General features: G+C 70.3%; 16 protein-coding genes. 5 read left to right on the top strand and 11 right to left on the bottom strand.

The features are described from left to right. Window positions 1-4: 4 nt before the first annotated feature. On the top strand, window positions 5-1,723 hold the full coding sequence (locus tag K3U93_RS08475) for a CocE/NonD family hydrolase (protein ID WP_083010013.1): 1,719 nt from the start codon (window positions 5-7) through the stop codon (window positions 1,721-1,723). Here the strand turns inward: K3U93_RS08475 and K3U93_RS08470 are convergent. Then, the gene (locus K3U93_RS08470; protein WP_083010012.1) at window positions 1,682-2,227 is read right to left on the bottom strand and encodes a DUF1802 family protein; all 546 of its coding nucleotides are present in this window, start codon (window positions 2,225-2,227) and stop codon (window positions 1,682-1,684) included. The two genes, K3U93_RS08475 and K3U93_RS08470, sit on opposite strands and share 42 nt — an antisense overlap. A 75-nt stretch (window positions 2,228-2,302) precedes the next feature. Here K3U93_RS08470 and K3U93_RS08465 point away from each other — a divergent pair, with 75 nt between their 5' ends. Both K3U93_RS08465 and K3U93_RS08460 read left to right on the top strand, forming a co-directional pair. Further along, window positions 2,303-3,052, top strand: coding sequence for an enoyl-CoA hydratase (locus K3U93_RS08465; protein WP_071510218.1), 750 nt, complete (start codon window positions 2,303-2,305; stop codon window positions 3,050-3,052). 64 nt (window positions 3,053-3,116) lie between these two features. After that, entirely contained in the window at window positions 3,117-3,713 is a 597-nt protein-coding gene (locus tag K3U93_RS08460) for a hypothetical protein (RefSeq protein ID WP_420915383.1), read from the top strand. Here the strand turns inward: K3U93_RS08460 and K3U93_RS08455 are convergent. From K3U93_RS08455 to rimP, 6 genes are all read right to left on the bottom strand, one after another. Continuing rightward, window positions 3,710-4,732 (bottom strand): DHH family phosphoesterase, encoded by a 1,023-nt coding sequence (locus K3U93_RS08455; RefSeq protein WP_139796842.1) that lies wholly within the window; start codon window positions 4,730-4,732, stop codon window positions 3,710-3,712. The two genes, K3U93_RS08460 and K3U93_RS08455, sit on opposite strands and share 4 nt — an antisense overlap. Next, entirely contained in the window at window positions 4,707-5,189 is a 483-nt protein-coding gene (gene rbfA / locus K3U93_RS08450) for a 30S ribosome-binding factor RbfA (protein ID WP_071510219.1), read from the bottom strand. Before rbfA ends, K3U93_RS08455 begins: the two co-directional genes overlap by 26 nt. A gap of 113 nt (window positions 5,190-5,302) precedes the next feature. After that, a complete protein-coding gene (gene infB / locus K3U93_RS08445; RefSeq protein WP_083010010.1) occupies window positions 5,303-8,092 on the bottom strand; it encodes a translation initiation factor IF-2 in 2,790 nt (929 codons plus the stop codon). A 132-nt stretch (window positions 8,093-8,224) separates the two neighbouring features. After that, a complete protein-coding gene (locus K3U93_RS25470) occupies window positions 8,225-8,434 on the bottom strand; it encodes a YlxR family protein (protein WP_338156888.1) in 210 nt (69 codons plus the stop codon). Between the two features lie 558 nt (window positions 8,435-8,992). Continuing rightward, complete coding sequence (gene nusA / locus K3U93_RS08435) at window positions 8,993-10,036, bottom strand: transcription termination factor NusA (RefSeq protein WP_071510221.1); 1,044 nt, start codon at window positions 10,034-10,036, stop codon at window positions 8,993-8,995. Next, on the bottom strand, window positions 10,033-10,578 hold the full coding sequence (gene rimP, locus K3U93_RS08430; RefSeq protein WP_071510222.1) for a ribosome maturation factor RimP: 546 nt from the start codon (window positions 10,576-10,578) through the stop codon (window positions 10,033-10,035). The genes nusA and rimP overlap by 4 nt, the downstream gene beginning before the upstream one ends. Before the next feature lie 213 nt (window positions 10,579-10,791). On the opposite strand from rimP, the gene K3U93_RS08425 reads away from it, so the two are divergent. Together K3U93_RS08425 and K3U93_RS08420 are read left to right on the top strand one after the other, a co-directional pair. Next, entirely contained in the window at window positions 10,792-11,328 is a 537-nt protein-coding gene (locus tag K3U93_RS08425; RefSeq protein ID WP_071510223.1) for a hypothetical protein, read from the top strand. After that, the gene (locus tag K3U93_RS08420) at window positions 11,325-11,771 is read left to right on the top strand and encodes a ferritin-like domain-containing protein (protein ID WP_071510224.1); all 447 of its coding nucleotides are present in this window, start codon (window positions 11,325-11,327) and stop codon (window positions 11,769-11,771) included. Before K3U93_RS08425 ends, K3U93_RS08420 begins: the two co-directional genes overlap by 4 nt. 4 nt (window positions 11,772-11,775) lie before the next feature. Here the strand turns inward: K3U93_RS08420 and K3U93_RS08415 are convergent, their stop codons facing one another. The 4 genes from K3U93_RS08415 to K3U93_RS08400 all read right to left on the bottom strand — a co-directional run bounded on the left by K3U93_RS08415 (window position 11,776) and on the right by K3U93_RS08400 (window position 18,051). After that, window positions 11,776-13,524 (bottom strand): proline--tRNA ligase, encoded by a 1,749-nt coding sequence (locus K3U93_RS08415; protein ID WP_071510225.1) that lies wholly within the window; start codon window positions 13,522-13,524, stop codon window positions 11,776-11,778. A gap of 218 nt (window positions 13,525-13,742) precedes the next feature. Then, on the bottom strand, window positions 13,743-15,335 hold the full coding sequence (locus K3U93_RS08410; RefSeq protein WP_071510226.1) for an MFS transporter: 1,593 nt from the start codon (window positions 15,333-15,335) through the stop codon (window positions 13,743-13,745). A 22-nt stretch (window positions 15,336-15,357) separates the two neighbouring features. Beyond that, entirely contained in the window at window positions 15,358-16,593 is a 1,236-nt protein-coding gene (gene cobA / locus K3U93_RS08405) for a uroporphyrinogen-III C-methyltransferase (RefSeq protein ID WP_083010009.1), read from the bottom strand. Window positions 16,594-16,674: 81 nt separating this feature from the next. Next, the gene (locus tag K3U93_RS08400) at window positions 16,675-18,051 is read right to left on the bottom strand and encodes a cobyrinic acid a,c-diamide synthase CobB (RefSeq protein WP_139796840.1); all 1,377 of its coding nucleotides are present in this window, start codon (window positions 18,049-18,051) and stop codon (window positions 16,675-16,677) included. Window positions 18,052-18,114: the final 63 nt, after the last annotated feature.

Raw genomic sequence — 18,114 nt, 5'->3', positions numbered from 1 at the left:
TAGCCTGGGGACCGTGAGCCACACGCCGGGCACCCTGAGGCATGTCGGCGGCAACGCCCTTGGCCGGCTGCTGGGCCTGCCGCGGCCGACCACCGATTACACCGTGGACCGCGTCGGCGTGCCGATGCGCGACGGGGTCCGCCTGGTGGCCGACCACTACGCGCCGATCGGCCCCAACCCGGTCGGCACCGTGCTGGTGCGCGGGCCCTATGGGCGCGGGTTTCCGTTCTCGCTGGCGTTCGCCCGGCTGTACGCGGCCCGCGGCTACCACGTCGTGCTGCAGAGCGTGCGCGGAACGTTCGGGTCGGGCGGGGCGTTCGAGCCGATGGTCAACGAGGCCGCCGACGGCGCCGACACGGTCGTTTGGCTGCGTGAGCAACCCTGGTTCACGGGCCGATTCGCCACCATCGGGCTGTCGTACCTGGGATTCACCCAGTGGGCGATATTGCGGGATCCGCCGCCGGAACTGGCCGCGGCCGTCATCACCGTGGGCCCACACGATTTCAACGCCTCCGTGTGGGGTACCGGCTCGTTCGCGGTCAACGACTTCCTGGGCTGGAGCGACCTGGTTTCCCACCAGGAGGACCCGGTGCGCGTCCGGGCCGCGCTGCGCCAGTTGAGCGCCCCACGGAAGGTTGCCCGCGCCGTCGGCCAGGCGCCGATGGGCCCTGCCGCGCGGACGCTGCTCGGTGCGGGCGCGCCGTGGTTCGAATCCTGGGTCGAGCACACCGACGCCGACGATCCGTTCTGGGATGCGCTGCGGTTCACCGAGGCGCTGGACCGGATGCGGGTGCCCGTGCTGCTCATCGGGGGCTGGCAGGACATCTTCCTGCGGCAGACGCTGCAGCAGTACGCGCACCTGCGCGGCCGGGGCCCAGACGCCGCGCTCACCATCGGGCCCTGGACGCACACCCAGCTGCTGACCAAGGGGCTGGCCACCAGCACGCGGGACTCACTGGAGTGGCTGGACACCCACCTGGGCGGCGCCGCCCCCCGCCGCCCCAGCAGGGTCCGCGTCTACGTCACCGGCGTGGACAACGGTCAGGCCTGGCGCAACCTGCCCGACTGGCCGCCCGCCACCACCGAACGCGCGCTGTACCTGCGGCCCGGCGGCCACCTGGGCGAGACGGCGCCGACGGGCCTGACGGGCCTGGCGCCGGCGACCTTTCGCTACGACCCCACCGACCCGACGCCCACCACCGGCGGCCCCCTGCTGTCCTCCAACGGCGGCTACCGCGACGACAGCCGGCTCGCCGTGCGCGACGACGTGCTCGCCTTCACCAGCCTCACCCTCACCCGCGATGTGTACGTCTACGGAAGTCCGGTCGTCGAGCTGGCGCACAGCTCGGACAATCCCCACGTGGACCTGTTTGTCCGGGTGAGCGAGGTCAGTGGAATCCGGGCCGAGGGCCGTTCCCGGAATGTCAGCGACGGCTACCGACGGCTGGGCGCCACCCGGAAAGCGGCCGGGACCGTCAGGGTCGAGCTCGACGGCATCGCGCACCGCTTCCGCGCGGGCTCACGCATCCGCGTGCTGATCGCAGGCGGCTGGTTTCCCCGCTACGCGCGCAACCTCGGCACGGGAGAGCCTTTGTTGACGGGCCGGCAGTCCAGGCCGGCCACCCACGCCGTGCGCTACGGGCGGTCCCGGCTGCTGCTTCCCGTCGGCCCCGGCGACCTGTCAGCCGACCGCGTCGCGGACCCGGACGGCGACCTCGTTTAACGCGGCGGCGTATACCGGCGCGGCCAACCGCGGCCGCACCGGCAGCCGCACCCAGCTCTTGCAGCCCGCATACTCCGGGACGCGGGCCAGCGGCACCGGCTCGACCAGCGGGATCACCGACACCACCAGCGCCGCCAGCTTGTGCTTGGGCCGGAAGTCGAGCCGGTCGGCGCGCACCGACTCGGCGGTCCAGATGTGCAGATCCTCGATCGCCGGCAGGTTCTCCGGCCGGTTAACCGGCACCGCGGCAACAACTTTCGCCGCGGCCCGCACCACCAGCCGATCGTCGGTGCTGTCGGCGGCGCCGGCGTCCAGCAGGTCGCGATGCTCGGGCCGCACGCGCGGCGCGTGGCTGTGCGCGACCGTCGGGAACAGCAAAAACTCTTGGGCCGCAACCTCGAACCGCTTCTCCCCGATGCCGCCCTTGCGCAGCAGCACGCGCTGACGACCCTGCAGCAGCGCGTGCACCACCGCGCTCCACTCCTTGAGCGCGGGCGCGGTCATGCGTCAACGATAAGCGTGACGGCTGGGAGTTGACCGAGCGCGTTGGCGGGTTTAGTGACTGGCTACGGTGAACTCATGACCGACGACATCCTGCTGATCGACACCGACGAGCGGGTGCGCACGCTGACCCTCAACCGGCCGCAGGCCCGCAACGCGCTGTCCTCGGCGTTGCGGGACCGGTTCTTTGCGGCCCTGACCGACGCCGAAACCGATGACGGCGTCGACGTCGTCATCCTCACCGGTACCGATCCGGTGTTCTGCGCCGGACTGGATCTCAAGGAGCTGGGTGGCCAGTCGGCGCTCCCGGACATCTCGCCGCGGTGGCCGGCGATGAGCAAACCGGTGATCGGCGCGGTCAACGGCGCCGCGGTCACCGGCGGGCTGGAGCTGGCGTTGTACTGCGACATCCTGATCGCCTCGGAGCAGGCGCGCTTCGCCGACACGCACGCCCGGGTGGGGCTGCTGCCCACCTGGGGGCTCAGCGTGCGGCTGCCGCAGAAGGTGGGCGTCGGCCTGGCCCGGCGCATGAGCCTCACCGGGGACTACCTGTCCGCCGCCGAGGCGCTGCGCGCCGGCCTGGTGACCGAGGTGGTGCCGCACGACCGGCTGTTGCCGACGGCTCGGCAGGTGGCGGCGGCGATCGTCGGCAACAATCAGAACGCGGTGCGGGCATTGCTGGCGTCGTATCACCGGATCGACGAGTCGCAAACCGGCGCGGGGCTATGGCTGGAAGCGATGGCGGCCCGGCAATTCCGGACCAGCGGCGACGACATCGCCGCCAACCGCGAAGCGGTGCTGCGACGCGGGCGGGCCCAGGTGCGTTAGGGCGGCCCGGCGATAGCCAATACGATCCCAACAACGAGACAAAAAGTCGCTGCAGGAGGCATCGATGCGCGCCGGCCGCCTCACCATGCGGTCCGTCACCATGCGGGCCCTCGGCGGCCTGGCCCTGGCGGCGGCATTAGCGGTCGCGGCCGTCGCGCCGCAGGCGGCCGCGCAGCCGCCACCCGGATTTCCCAATCTCGACGGTTTCACTTCCGTCCCGGCGGATGGCTATCTCACGACGTCGCGCCCGGGCACGTCTCCCCGGATAACTTTTTCCGCCGCGGCCGCCGTGGTGTGCGACTTCTACGGCGGTCTGCCGCCCGCCCCGCAACCGTCGGGAGACATCAAATGCAGCGGAGACATGCCCGGCATGGACGACGTTCCCTTTCCCGGCGGCGGCCACCCGAAACCGGGCGATTGCGTGGTGGGTTCGGTGAGTTTCAAGGGACCGGGCTACCAATTGAGCCGCATGTCCTACGGCGGATGTGACGGCAGCGCCCCGACCTTGCCGTCCGGCGGCAAATCACTGGGTGCGGGCCAGAAATTGTCGTACCTAAACGTGACGTGCGCCGTGGGGGCCGACAATCTGGTCGCCTGTCTGGATACCACCAGCGGGGACCACGGGTTCGTTTTGCAGCGCTCCGGAAGCTGGGCGTTCTAGCCAAGGGCCGCGCGCAGCGACGCCACGGCATCGTCGATCGCGCCGGTGGTGGTGTAGCCCGCGGCCAGCCGGTGGCCGCCGCCGCCGAACCTGGATGCGACCGCCGCCAGATCCACGTCGGCCTTGGCCCGCATCGACACCGACCACTGCCGCGGGTCGACCTCCTTGAAGACCGCCGCGATCTCGGCCTGCTGCGTGGTGCGGACGATGTCGACGATGCTCTCGACCTCCTCGGGGCGAGAACTGATCCAGTCCCGGTTCTCGACAACCGCGTACACCAGCCCGCGACCGCCGGCCGCGTCCGGCAGCAACCGCGCCGAGCCCAGCACGCGCGACAGCAGCGGCAGCCATGCGAACGGATGGTTGTCCATCAGTGTTCGGCTGATCGCGGCGTTGTCCACGCCGATGTCCACCAGCCGCGCCGCCAGCCGAAGGGCGCGGGCGCTGGCCCAGCGGAACGACCCCGTGTCGGTCGTCAGCCCGGCGTAGATGCAGTGCGCGACGTCCGGATCGATCGGCTTGCCCCAGGTGTCCAGGATGTCGGCAATCATCATCGTGGTGGAATCCGCCGACAGGTCGACGAAGTTCGCGGTGCCGAACATGTCGTTGGAGGCGTGGTGGTCGATGACCAGCAGCTGGCGCCCGGGGGCGACGGCCAACTCGCTCAACGCCCCCAGCCGCTTGACGCTCGGAACGTCAACGGTCACAACCAAATCGACATCGCGGCGCATCGCGTCCGGGCCGACCAGCAGGTGGCAGCCGGGCAATGACGCCAGCGACTCCGGCAGCGTCGCCGGTGCGGCGAAACTGACCTCCACGCGCTTGCCGCACCGGTCCAGCACCAAGGCCAGCGCCAGCCCGGCGCCGATGGTGTCGGCGTCGGGATGGATATGGGCGACCACCCCGATCGTCGCGGCGGCCGCCAGCAGCTCGACGGCGCCGAGGGCGTCCACGGGCGGCGCCGGTGCCCCCGCTGGTGGGGCGCCGGCCAGCTCAGTGTTCGGGTCGATCGTCGTCACCGGTGCTCCCGTCGAGCTCATCCCCGGCCCCCGTAATACGGTATGGGTCGGCCTCCCCGGCCGGCTTGGCGCCCGAGCGAACCCGCGCCACATCGGCGTCCGCGGCGCGGGCGCGGGCCAGCAATTCGTCCATCCGGCGCACGCTGTCCGACGTCGTGTCCCGGGTGAACGTCAGGGTGGGGGTGAACCGCACGCCGGTGCCCGCGCCGACCTTGGTGCGCAACACGCCCTTGGCCCGCTCCAGCGCCGCCGCCGCGGCCTCGTAATCCGGCTCGTCGTCCAGCGTGCGTCCCATCACCGTGTAGAACACCGTCGCATCGTGCAGGTCGGCGGTGACCTTCGTGTCGACGATGGTCACCCCGTCCAGCCCGGGATCCTTGATCTCGAACTCGATCGCCGAGGCGACGATCGTGTTGATTCGCTTGGCCAGGCGGCGCGCCCGGGAGGCGTCAGGCATATCGATTCACCGCCTCTCCCCCGCAAGCGGGTGGGGGTACCTCCCACTTGTGGAGGTGTACCCCCACCTCATCACACAATCCCTTCTGCACCCTTCTGCATCGTCGGCGGTGGTCAGGCTCGTTCCTTTTGGACCAGCTCGTAGGACTCGATGACGTCGCCCTCCTTGATGTCGGAGTAGCCCAGCGTCATGCCGCATTCGTAGCCCTCGCGGACCTCCGTCACGTCGTCCTTTTCCCGTCGCAGCGAGGTGATCGTGAGGTTGTCGGTGACCACGATGTTGTCCCGCAGCAGGCGGGCCTTCGCGTTGCGGCGCACCGTGCCGGAGGTGATCAGGCAGCCGGCGATGATGCCGACCTTCGAGGACCGGAACAGCGCCCGGATCTCGGCGCGTCCCAGCTGGTTCTCCTCGTAGATCGGCTTGAGCATGCCGCGCAGGGCCTTCTCGATCTCGTCGATCGCCTGGTAGATGACCGAGTAGTAGCGGATCTCGACGCCCTCGCGGTTGGCCAGCTCGGTCGCCTTGCCCTCGGCGCGCACGTTGAAGCCGATGATGATCGCGTCCGAGGCCGACGCCAGGTTGACGTTGGTCTCGGTGATGCCGCCGACGCCGCGGTCGATGACGCGCAGCGCCACCTCGTCGTCGACCTGGATGCCCATCAGGGCCTCTTCCAGGGCCTCGACGGTACCGGCGTTGTCGCCCTTGAGGATCAGGTTCAGCTGGCTGGTTTCCTTCAGCGCCGAGTCCAGGTCCTCCAGGCTGATCCGCTTGCGGGAACGCGCCGCCAGGGCGTTGCGCTTGCGGGCGCTGCGCCGGTCCGCGATCTGGCGGGCGATGCGGTCCTCGTCGACGACCAGGAAGTTGTCGCCGGCGCCGGGCACCGAGGTGAAACCGATGACCTGCACGGGCCGCGACGGCAGCGCCTCCTCGACGTCGTCGCCGTGCTCGTCGACCATGCGGCGGACGCGGCCGTAGGCGTCGCCGGCGACCACCGAGTCGCCGACGTGCAGCGTGCCGCGCTGCACCAGCACGGTGGCCACCGGCCCGCGGCCGCGGTCCAGGTGCGCCTCGATCGCCACACCCTGGGCCTCCATGTCGGGGTTGGCCCGCAGGTCCAGGGCGGCGTCGGCGGTCAGCAGCACCGCCTCCTCCAGCGCCTCGATGTTGGTGCCCTGCTTGGCCGAGATGTCGACGAACATCGTGTCGCCGCCGAAATCCTCGGCCACCAAACCGTATTCGGTGAGCTGGGCCCGGATCTTGGCCGGGTCGGCGCCCTCCTTGTCGATCTTGTTGACCGCCACCACGATCGGCACGTCGGCCGCCTGCGCGTGGTTGATGGCCTCGACCGTCTGGGGCATCACGCCGTCGTCGGCGGCGACCACCAGGATGGCGATGTCGGTGGCCTTGGCGCCGCGGGCACGCATGGCGGTGAACGCCTCGTGGCCCGGGGTGTCGATGAAGGTGATCGGCCGCTCGGTGCCGTCGAGGTTGACCGCAACCTGGTAGGCGCCGATGTGCTGGGTGATGCCGCCGGCCTCGGCCTCGCGGACGTTGGCCTTGCGGATGGTGTCCAGCAGGCGGGTCTTGCCGTGGTCGACGTGACCCATCACGGTCACCACCGGCGGGCGGGTCTGCAGGTCTTCCTCGGTGCCCTCGTCCTCTCCGTAGGTCAGGTCGAAGGATTCCAGCAGCTCGCGGTCCTCGTCCTCGGGGCTGACGACCTGGACGTTGTAGTTCATCTCGCTGCCCAGCAGCTCGAGGGTCTCGTCGCCGACCGACTGGGTGGCCGTCACCATCTCGCCGAGGTTGAACAGCGCCTGCACCAGCGCGGCCGGGTTGGCGTCGATCTTCTCGGCGAAGTCGCTCAGGGATGCGCCGCGGGCCAACCGGATCGTTTCGCCGTTGCCGTGCGGCAGCCGGACGCCGCCGACGACGGGCGCCTGCATCGAGTCGTATTCCTGGCGCTTCTGCCGCTTGGACTTGCGGCCGCGTCGGGGCGCGCCGCCGGGACGGCCGAACGCGCCGGCGGCACCGCCACGCTGCCCGGGACGGCCGCCGCCACCGCCTCCGCCGCCGGGACGGCCTCGAAAACCTCCCGAACCGCCTCCGGGCGCGGCGCCGACTCCACCGCCGCCGCGATAGTTGCCGCCGCCCCCGTCGGAGCGGCCGCCGGGACCACCGGGCCGGCCACCCCCGGGCCGCGGGGCACCGGGACGCGCCGGGCGGCCCTGCCCACCGCCGCCGGGTCGGGGTGGCATGCTGCCGGGCGAAGCGCCCGGGCGCGGCGCACCGGGCCTGGCCCCGCCGGCGCGGGGCGCCGGCGGGCGCGGGATGGGCCGGTCGACGGGTTGCGCCGACGAGAACGGGTTGTTGCCGACGCGCGGGGTGCGCACTCCGGGCTTGGGCATCGGACCGGGACGCGGTCCTGGTGTCATGCCGGGGTGGGGGCCCGGCTGCCCGGTGGTCGGCGCTCCGGGCTGACCCGGCGCCGACGGCCACCGGGGCGCCGGTGGCGCTTCCGTGGTCGCGGTCGGGGTTGCCGCCACCCCGCCGATTTCGGCGGGCCGGGCGGGCTTGGCGGGCGCGCCGGTCGCTTCGCCGTTGCCGACGGCCTTGTTGATCGCCTTGTCGAGGGCTTTATCAAGGGATTTGTCGAGTGACGCGTCGGGGCCCTTGGCGGCTTTCGCGGAGGCCTGTGCCGGGGCTTTGACGGAGCCCCCAGCGGCACCGGCGGCCGGCTTGCCGCCCCCGAAGGACTCGCGCAGCCGGCGAGCGACCGGTGCCTCTACCGTCGACGACGCGGATTTGACGAATTCGCCCTGTTCGTTCAGTCGGGCGAGAACTTCCTTGCTGGTGACACCGAGTTCCTTTGCCAACTCGTGTACGCGGGCCTTACCTGCCACTACATCTCCTGTCTATGAGGCGACAGCAGCGGGCCGCGCCTCGGGTATTAGCTATGACACATTGTCATCGGGGCTTCACGGTGTGCTCATGTTCTTTGCTACCTGTTCTGTTGCCGAGACGATCGGGCGCGCCTAGAGGCTCCCTGAGACTCCCAGAGACTCTATGTGCTCGACCACCGCGGAGGTGTCCGGTGAACCGGCGATGCGCAACGCTTTGGTGAAAGCCCGCCGCCGAATCGCCTGTTGCGTGCACTGCGGCACGGGATGCAACCATGCACCCCGCCCCGGCAGGCTACTGCCTGTGTCAACGATCACGGCGTATTCACCGTTCCCGGTCGGCACAGCCACCACTCGAAGCAGGTCGACGGCCAGCTCTCGCTTTCGGCACCCCACGCACGTCCGCACCGGTCCATCAGTGCTTCTGTGCGCCCGGCTGGTTAGGGGAGCCGAAAGTTCGCGCTGGATCACGGCTCAGTCTAAAGCGTGTCGACCAACTCGTGTGAATCGGTCGCCACCGCCCTTCTCGGGCGTCGTCGGTTCACGCCGCGGGTGCAGTATGAACGTCAGTTCCCGCGTCAACCGGGCCGGTTTCACCGGCACACGAAGGGTGCTGGTCAGCGCCGTCTCGTCGGCGGAGTATGCCGGGCCATCTCACCGGCGAGCTTCCCAGCATCCACCGACATCTGGCCGTGGGCAGATGAAGCATGCCCCTCTCAGGCGTCCGGCTTCGTCTCGTGGCTGACCGAGGGGAGGCCAGGACTTGCCCCGAGGAGGACCCCGTGAGTTGATGGTGGCCCAAACCACGCGGGATACGCTGGCAACGATGCGCGCCGCTCAGTTGGCGAGAACTGCTCGATTACCCCGATCTCAGCGCGCGGCGCGGCTGCATTGTCACCGCGCCTAGCGCTCGTGCGCCATCGGATGGGTGGCGCCGGGTTCGGGCTGGCTCTCCGGATCCCCCGGTGCGTCCCCGCGGATGTCGATGCGCCACCCGGTGAGCCGCGCGGCCAGCCGGGCGTTCTGGCCCTCCTTGCCGATGGCCAGCGACAACTGGAAGTCGGGCACCACCACGCGGGCCGCCCGGCCGGCCTGGTCGATCACCGACACGGACACCACCTTGGCGGGCGACAGCGCGTTGGCCACGAAGCGAGCCGGGTCCTCGTCGTAGTCGATGATGTCGATTTTCTCCCCCGAGAGCTCGCTCATCACGTTGCGGACCCGCTGCCCCATCGGGCCAATGCAGGCACCCTTGGCGTTCAGGCCAGGAACGTTCGACCTGACCGCGATCTTGGAGCGGTGGCCGGCCTCGCGGGCCACCGCCATGATCTCCACCGACCCGTCGGCGATTTCGGGGACTTCCAGCGAGAACAGCTTGCGGACCAGGTTGGGGTGGGTGCGTGACAGCGTGATCAGCGGCTCGCGGCTCCCGCGCGTCACCCCCACCACGTAGCACCGCAGCCGGTTGCCGTGCTCGTAGCTCTCGCCGGGAACCTGTTCGGCCGCCGGGATCACGCCCTCGGAGGCCTTGGTCTCGGTGCCCATCCGGACGATGACCAGGCCGCGGGCGTTGGCTCGGCTGTCGCGCTGGATCACGCCCGCGACGATCTCACCCTCCCGGGTGGAGAACTCGCCGTAGGTGCGCTCGTTCTCGGCGTCCCGGAATCGCTGCAGCATCACCTGACGCGCGGTCGTGGCGGCGATGCGGCCGAAACCCTCGGGAGTGTCGTCCCATTCGCTGATGACGTTGCCGTCCTCGTCGGTCTCGCAGGCGATCACCCGGACGGCGCCGGTCTTGCGGTCGATCTCGATGCGCGCGTCGGTCTGGTGACCCTGGGTGTGCCGGTAGGCGGTGAGCAGCGCGGACTTGATCGTCTCGAGCAGTTCGTTGACCGAGATGCCCCGATCCACCTCGATCGCATGCAGCGCGGCCATGTCGATGTTCATGCTCCGGCCTCCGTCCTGTCGGCCCGATCCCCGATCGCCCCAGTCGCCAACTCCAGCTCGATCTGAACCGGCGGCGAAAACTCCACCTGGACAACAGCTTTCACAATTTCGGCGAGCGGGATCTGGCGCACCGTCCAGTCCCGGCCCGCGCGGACCACCAGCGCGACGGCGCGATCGTGCGTTTCGCCGACCCGCCCGGTCAGCCGCGACCCGTCCGACAACGCGATCTCGACCTTGCGGCCTCGGGCGCGACGAAAGTGCTTCTCGCTGGTCAGCGGGCGGTCCACGCCGGGCGAACTGACCTCGAGCAGATACCGGTCGCCGTCAACAAGGTCCGAGCCGTCCAGCAAAGCCGACGCCGAACGCGACAGGGTGGCGATGGTGTCGAGGTCGAGCGGGTGGTCGCCATCGGCGATCACCGCGATCCGCGGCGGGTGCGTCCGGGTGTCGATGACCACGTCTTCGATTTCATAACCGGCGCGCGCGAACTCTTTCCCGAGTAGCTCGATTACCTGCGTCTGCGAAGGTAGCCCGGTGGTCACGGCGAGCTCCTCATCTTGAGTTGTCCGGTCATCTGGCGGATGTCGCCGCCCACGTGGCTTCGGGGCGGGTCCGGTGTCCCGCGCAACGCAGCTGCCGTTCCGCGAGAGTCAGCTATCAACGATACGCCAGGATTCTCGGGGGACGGCGTGACGGCCGCTCGGTCAAGGCTCACCGCATCGTGTCCGCGTTCGTACCAGTGGCAGGATGTTGCTGTGCCTCGCGCAGTACCCGTTACCAGCAGGCGGGGTCTGCTCGCCGGCGGCGCGGCTCTCGCCGCGTTCGGGGTGGTGGTGTCCGCCTGCGGCGAGCCCCCGCCCAAGCCGCCCGCCGCCGAAGACCTGTGGGGGCCGTTAGACCAGGCCAGGAAGGACAGCGCGCTGGCGGCCGCGGCCGCGGCGGCCGTCGGCAACCCACCCCAGATCGCCGCCGCGCTGACGGTGGTCGCCACCCAACGCGCCGCGCACGCCCGCGCCCTGTCCACGGAAATCTCGCGGGCCGCCGGCAAGCTCACCGCCTCCTCAAGCTCCTCGAGCGAAACGACCAGTCCCAGCCCGGCCGAACCGGCGGGCCCGCCACCACCACCCCCGCCGCTCGGCGACGTGATCGATTCGCTGCGCGCATCGGCCGAGAGCGCCAGCCGGCTGGTGGCCACCTCGCCGGGCTATCGGGCGGGGCTGCTCGCCTCCATCGCCGCCTCCTGCACCGCGTCGGCCACGGTGGCGCTGGTGCCCGGGGGTCCCTCGATATGAGCTCCGGCAAGGACGCCGACAACGCGGCGCTGTGCGATGCGCTGGCCATCGAGCACTCGACCATCTACGGCTACGGCATCGTGTCCGCGCTATCACCGCCCAGCGTCAACGACCTGGTGGTGGAAGCCCTCGAACAGCACCGCCAGCGTCGCGACGACGTCATCGCGATGCTGGCCGCCCGCAAGGTCAACGCCCCGGTCGCCGCCGCCGGCTACCAGTTGCCCATGCTGGTGGGCAGCGCCGCGGACGCGGCGCGCCTGGCGGTGCGGATGGAAAACGACGGCGCGACGGCGTGGCGGGCCGTCATCGAGCACGCCGAGACGGCCGACGACCGCGCGTTTGCCTCCACCGCACTGACGCAAAGCGCGGTCATGGCCGCCAGATGGAACAAGCTGCTGGGTGCCTGGCCCATCACGACGAGTTTCCCGGGCGGCAACGAGTAGCCCGCTAACCGGTCAGCACCGCGGCGATGTCGGTGGCCAGCGAGGCCCCGGCGGTCAGCTGGCGGGTTTCCCCGCCGAAGCGGTCGCGCAGCTCGACCACGCCGTCCGCCCAGCCGCGCCCCACCACGACGATCCACGGCACACCCAGCAGCTCGGCGTCCTTGAACTTCACCCCGGGCGAGGCCTGCCGGTCGTCCAGCAGCACCTCGACGCCCAGCCGGTCCAGCTCGCCGGCCAGGGCGGTGGCGCCGGCGCGAGCTTCGGCGTCCTTGTTGGCGATCACCAGATGCACGTCGAACGGCGCGACCGCCGGCGGCCAGCGCAGGCCCAGCTCGTCGTGGTGCTGCTCGGCGATGACGGCCACCATCCGCGACACCCCGAGGCCGTAGGAGCCCATGGTCAGCCGCACCGGCTTGCCGTCCTCGCCGAGCACGTCGGCGGCGAAGGCGTCGGTGTATTTGCGGCCGAGCTGGAAGATGTGCGCGATCTCGATGCCGCGCGCCGACACCAATGGACCAGCACGGTCCGGCGACAAATCGCCGTCGCGCACCTCGGCGGCCTCGATGGTGCCGTCGGCGGTGAAATCCCGGCCGGCCACCAGCCCCACCACATGGCGGCCGGGCTCATCGGCCCCGGTGATCCAGCTGGTGCCGTCCACCACCCGCGGGTCGACAAGGTAGCGAACACCGTTGTCGCGCAATGCCTTTGGCCCGATATAGCCCTTCACCAGGAACGGGTTCCTGGCGAAGTCGGCGTCGTCGAGCAACGCGTGCTCGGCCGGTTCGAGCGCCGCGCCCAGCCTCTTGTCGTCGACCTCCCGGTCGCCCGGCAGCCCGATCGCCAGCAGCTCCCAGTCCCCGCCGGGCTGGCGAACCTTGAGCAGGACGTTCTTCAGCGTGTCGGACGCGGTGACGGTGCGGCCAAGACCGGCCCCGTTGGCCCAGTCCACCAGGGTGGCGATGGTCGGGGTGTCGCCGGTGTCGTAGACCTTCGCCTCGGGCAGCCCGTCGATCGACCGGGCCTCGGGGCGGGCGGTCACGACGGCCTCGACGTTGGCCGCGTACCCGGATTCCAGGCACCGGACGAACGTGTCCTCACCGACGGGGCTTTCGGCCAAGAATTCCTCGGACGCGCTGCCGCCCATCGCGCCCGACACCGCGGACACGATGACGTAGCGCACCCGGAGCCGGGAGAAGATGCGCTGATAGGCCTCGCGGTGCGCGTGGTAGGCGGCCTTGAGCCCGGCGTCGTCGATGTCGAAGGAGTAGGAGTCCTTCATCAGGAACTCCCGCACGCGCAGGATGCCCGCCCGCGGCCGCGCCTCGTCGCGGTATTTGTTCTGGATTTGGTACAGCACCAGCGGAAAGTCCTTGTAGGAGCTGTATTCGCCCTTGACGGTCAGGGTGAAGACCTCTTCGTGCGTCGGGCCCAGCAGGTAGTCGTTGCCGCGGCGGTCCTGCAGCCGAAACACGCTCTCGCCGTATTCGGTCCACCGGTTCGTGGTCTCGTACGGCGCGCGTGGCAGCAGGGCCGGGAACAGGATCTCCTGCCCGCCGATCGCGTTCATCTCCTCGCGGACCACGCGTTCGATCTTGCGCAGCACCCGCAACCCGAGGGGCAGCCAGCTGTAGAGCCCGGGCGCGACGGGCCGGATGTAGCCGGCCCGGATCAGCAGTTTGTGGCTGGGCACTTCGGCGTCGGCGGGGTCATCACGCAGGGTGCGCAGGAACAGCTCGGACATCCGGGTGATCACAGCGGGCCAGCCTAGCCGGAGGACGCCGCGGGCCGCTGCCGCCATGACCGCGTGGCGCCGACGCCGAGCCGGTAAATCTGCAGAGGAAGTGCGAGTGGGGGCCTGCAAAATTACAGGCTCGGTGACTCTTCGCGCCGCTGCGGACGATTGGGGCGGGCGACACCCGGTAGTGCCGGTTTCGGACCCCGCGCTCACGGGCGCATTGAGGCCAGGGGGAGCTACAGCTCCCCGGCGTCGATCGCTTCCTTGACTTCCTGCGCGTGGGCGACCTGCGCAGGGGTGTAGCCGATGAACAGCGCCGCACCACCGACCATGACGGCCACTCCGGCCACCCAGAGCAGGCCGTAGGTGTAGCCGTGGTCGAGCGCATGCAGCTGCAGGTCGTTCATGAACTTCACCGGGCCGGTGGTGCCGCCCAGGTACAGCGTGCGCGAGGTGATGACGGCCTGGATGACGGCCAGCACCAGCGGCCCGCCGAGGCTCTGCGCCATCAGCGCGATCGCCGACACCGGGCCGATCTGGTCGAAGCCGACGCCGGCGATCGCCGACAGCGTGAGCGGGACGACGACCATGCCGATACCGACGCTGCCGACCACGATGAGCACCGCCAGGCCGGGGAAATACGGGATGCCGCGGTGGACGAACGCGGAGCCGTACAGCATCGCCCCCAGCAGCAGGATCCCGCCGCCGATGGTCAACACCCGCGGTGAGAACCGCGACACCAGCTGCGAGGACACACCCAGGCCGATTCCCATCGCGATGACGAACGGGATGAAGCTGACGCCCGCGTGCAGCGCGCTGTAGCCCAAGATGTCCTGCACGTACAGGCCCATGCACACCGTCAGGCTGAACATGACGCCGCCGGCCAGCAGGATCGCGGTGAACGTGAGCAGCCGGTTGCGGTCGCGGAACAGGTGAAACGGCACGACGGGGTTTTCGGCGGTGCGCTCCACCACGGCGAACGCGATGGCGGCCGCCACGGCGACCAGACCCGAACCGATGGTGGTGATCGAAATCCAGCCCTTTTCCGGGCCCATCGAGAACGCGAAAACGGCGGCGGTGCACGCCAGCGTGGCCAGCATGGCCCCCGCGGCATCGAGCTTCATCCGCTCCCTGTTGGTCTCCCGCAGCGCGGTGCGGGCCAGGTAGATCATCACCAGCCCGATCGGCACGTTCACCAGGAACGCCAGCCGCCACGACACCTCGGTCAGCGCCCCGCCGACCACCAGGCCCACCACCGAGCCGACCGCGGTCATCGCGGCGAACACCGCCGTCGCCGCGTTGCGCGCCGGACCCTTGGGGAAGGTGGTCGCGACCAGCGCGAGGCCGGTCGGCGACGCGATGGCCGACCCGATGCCCTGCGAGAGCCGGGCGATGACCATCGTCGCCTCGTCCCAGGCCACGGCGCACAGCACCGACGAGATGGTGAACAGTGCGACCCCGACGATGAAGGTGCGCTTGCGCCCGATGGTGTCACCGAGGCGCCCGCCGAGCAGCATCAACCCGCCGAAGGTCAACACGTACGCGGTGATGACCCAGCTCCGGCCGGCGTCAGACAGGCTCAGCTCGTTCTGAATCTTGGGAAGCGCGACGATGGCGACGGTGCTGTCCATGGTCGCCAGCAGCTGCATACCGCCGATCGCGACGACCGCGGCGATGAAGCGACGGGAGGGCAGCCAAGTCGGGTAATACCTGCCAATGCGTTGTGAGGCGGTCTCCGCCGAGTGCGTCGTGCGCATCGGGGCCGGACGATCGGGGCGGGCAGATGTCCAGTTGTGGACCGCCCGCTCTGAGTCGTTGAGAGCCGTCATAACGAGTTACCTTACAGTAATCTTAAGAATCGTTTAAACCCCGAACGCCACTTGGGCCCTTTCTAAGGCCCACTACGGCCCCGATAACGATGATCGCGGGAGGTCGGATCCCCTCCGCGCGGATTTTCTCGGGCGTGTCGGCCAGCGTAGCCCGCAGCGTTTGTTGAGCGGGCGTCGCCCCGTGCTGGACCACCAACACCGGCGTATCCGCAGGTCGGCCGCCTTTCAGGAGGACGTCGACGAACAGCTCGATGCGTTCGACCGCCATCAGCAGGACGATGGTGCCCGTCATTGCAGCCAATGCGTCCCAATTCACTAACGATTCGGGATGCCCGGGCGCGATATGACCGCTGACCACCACGAATTCGTGATTTATCGCCCGATGAGTGACCGGGACGCCCGCCAACGCGGGCACGCCTATGGCGCTCGTCACACCGGGCACCACGGTCACCGGGATTCCGGCCTCGGCGCACGCCAACACTTCCTCATAACCCCGCGCGAAGACGAAGGGGTCGCCGCCCTTGAGGCGGACCACGAAGCGCCCGGACCGGGCCCGTTCGATCATGACGTCGTTGATCGCCTCCTGGGCCATGGCACGCCCATACGGGATCTTGGCGGCGTCGATGACTTCCACGTGGGGCGGCAGCTCGGCGAGCAATTCGGGCGGCGCGAGCCGGTCGGCGACCACCACGTCGGCCTGGGCGAGCAGGCGGCGGCCGCGCACGGTGATCAGTTCGGGGTCGCCGGGACCGCCGCCGACCAGCGCCACCCCGCCCTTGACGACGTCGTCGCTCTCGCTGCCTCCGGTGATGACGCCGCGCTGCAGGGCTTCCCGGATGGCCGACCGGATGGCCGCCGACCGGCGGTGTTCGCCGCCGGCCAGCACCCCCACCGACAACCCCGCGTAGCTGAAGGACGCCGGTGTCACCGCGGTCCCCTCGGCGGCGATGTCGGCACGGACGCAAAAGACTTGGCGGCGTTCGGCCTCGGCGACCACGGCCGCGTTCACTTCCGCGTCGTCGGTGGCCGCGATCGCGTACCAGGCCCCTTCGAGGTCGCCGTCGCGGTATTCGCGCACGGACAGGGTGATTCCGTTCATCGCCTCGACGGCCCGGGTGACGCTGCGCGAGATGACGTGCACGTCCGCGCCGCTGGTGATGAGCAAGGGCAACCGGCGCTGCGCGACAGTGCCCCCGCCGACCACGACGACCTTCTTGCCGGCCAGCCGCAGTCCGACCAGGTAGGGGCTCTCGGTCACCCGCCAAGCCTAATGTCTACCGATCTCGGCTCCGCGAACGTAACGCCACTGCGATTCGCCGCCGGATTTTTCGCAGTGGCGTTACGCTCGCCGGCGGGCCGTCGCGGCGTGGGCGACGAAGCGCGCCACCGCCTCGGGCGCCGCGGCCGGGTGAGTGTGCACATACGACGCGTGGACGCCGGCGTGCACGGCGCCGTCTCGCACGGTCTCCGCGCCGTCGCCTCGGTAGACCCATGCGGGCTGGTAGCTCTCGGTGAAAGTGACTGCGGTTCGGTGGAATTCGTGCCCAACAACCCGCCGGCCGACCGAATACAGCGGCGAATCGGCCGCGGCGACGGCGTCGCGGTACGCCAGGGTGAGGCGCGGGGTGAACCGTGCCGATCCGGCCAGCACCCCGCACATCGGGTGCCCGTCGAGTTCGGAAGCCAGGTAGACGAGCCCGGCACATTCGGCATGCACCGGGGCGCCGGCGGCGGCCAGCTCGTTGATCTGGCGGCGGACGACGTCGTTGGCGGCCAGCTCGGCGGTGAACTGTTCGGGGAAACCGCCGGGCAGCAGCACCGCGTCGGTGCCGTCGGGCAACGGGTCGACGAGCGGATCGAACTCGACCACGTCGGCACCGGCGGCCCGCAGCAGCTCGGCGTGTTCCGCGTAGCCGAAGCTGAACGCCTTTCCGGCCGCCATGGCCACGGTGGCGTGGACGCCCGGCGGCTCCCCCACCGCCGCCGCCGGGTCCCACGGCGTTGCGGCGAGCCTGCTGGCGGCGGCGGCCACCACGGCGGCCAGGTCGACGTGCCGAGCAACCAGGGCGGTCATCGCCTCGACTGCGGCCCGCGCGCGGCGGCCGTACTCGATGGCCGTGACCAGGCCCAGATGCCTTGTCGGCAGCTCCAATTCGGCGGTGCGCGGAATGGCGCCCAACACCGGGACACCGGCCCGTTCGCAGGCCTGGCGCAGCACCCGCTCGTGCCTGGGCGATCCGACCCGGTTGAGGATCACACCGGCGATCCGGGTCGCGGCGTCGAACGTCGAAAACCCGTGCAGCAGCGCGGCAATGCTGTGGCTCTGGCCGCGCGCGTCGACCACCAGGATTACCGGAGCACCCAGCAGGCCGGCGACGTGCGCGGTGGAGCCCGCGGCGGGGCCGGCCGGGGTGGGGCCGATGCGCCCGTCGAACAGCCCCATCACACCCTCGATCACGGCGATGTCCGCCCCGCCGGCGCCGTGGGAGTATAGCGGCCCGATGAGCCGTTCCCCCACCAGCACCGGGTCGAGGTTGCGCCCTGGCCGCCCGGCGGCCAGGGCGTGGTAGCCGGGGTCGATGAAGTCGGGGCCGACCTTGAATGGCGCCACCGTGTGGCCGGCGCCGCGCAGGGCCCCGATCAAACCCGTTGCGACCGTGGTCTTCCCGCTCCCCGACGCGGGCGCACCCACAACCACCGCGGGAACCTGGGTCACCACCCCACCCACCCAGCTACCTTGTACCGCGAGCGTGCGCAGAATGACAGGCTGGGCGGCGTG

Origin of the sequence: Mycobacterium malmoense (genome assembly GCF_019645855.1) — a bacterium.
GTDB classification, from domain to species: Bacteria; Actinomycetota; Actinomycetes; order Mycobacteriales; family Mycobacteriaceae; genus Mycobacterium; species Mycobacterium malmoense.
The sequence above is the reverse complement of the archived record's forward strand: the minus strand, read 5'-3'. Positions and strand labels throughout refer to the sequence as shown.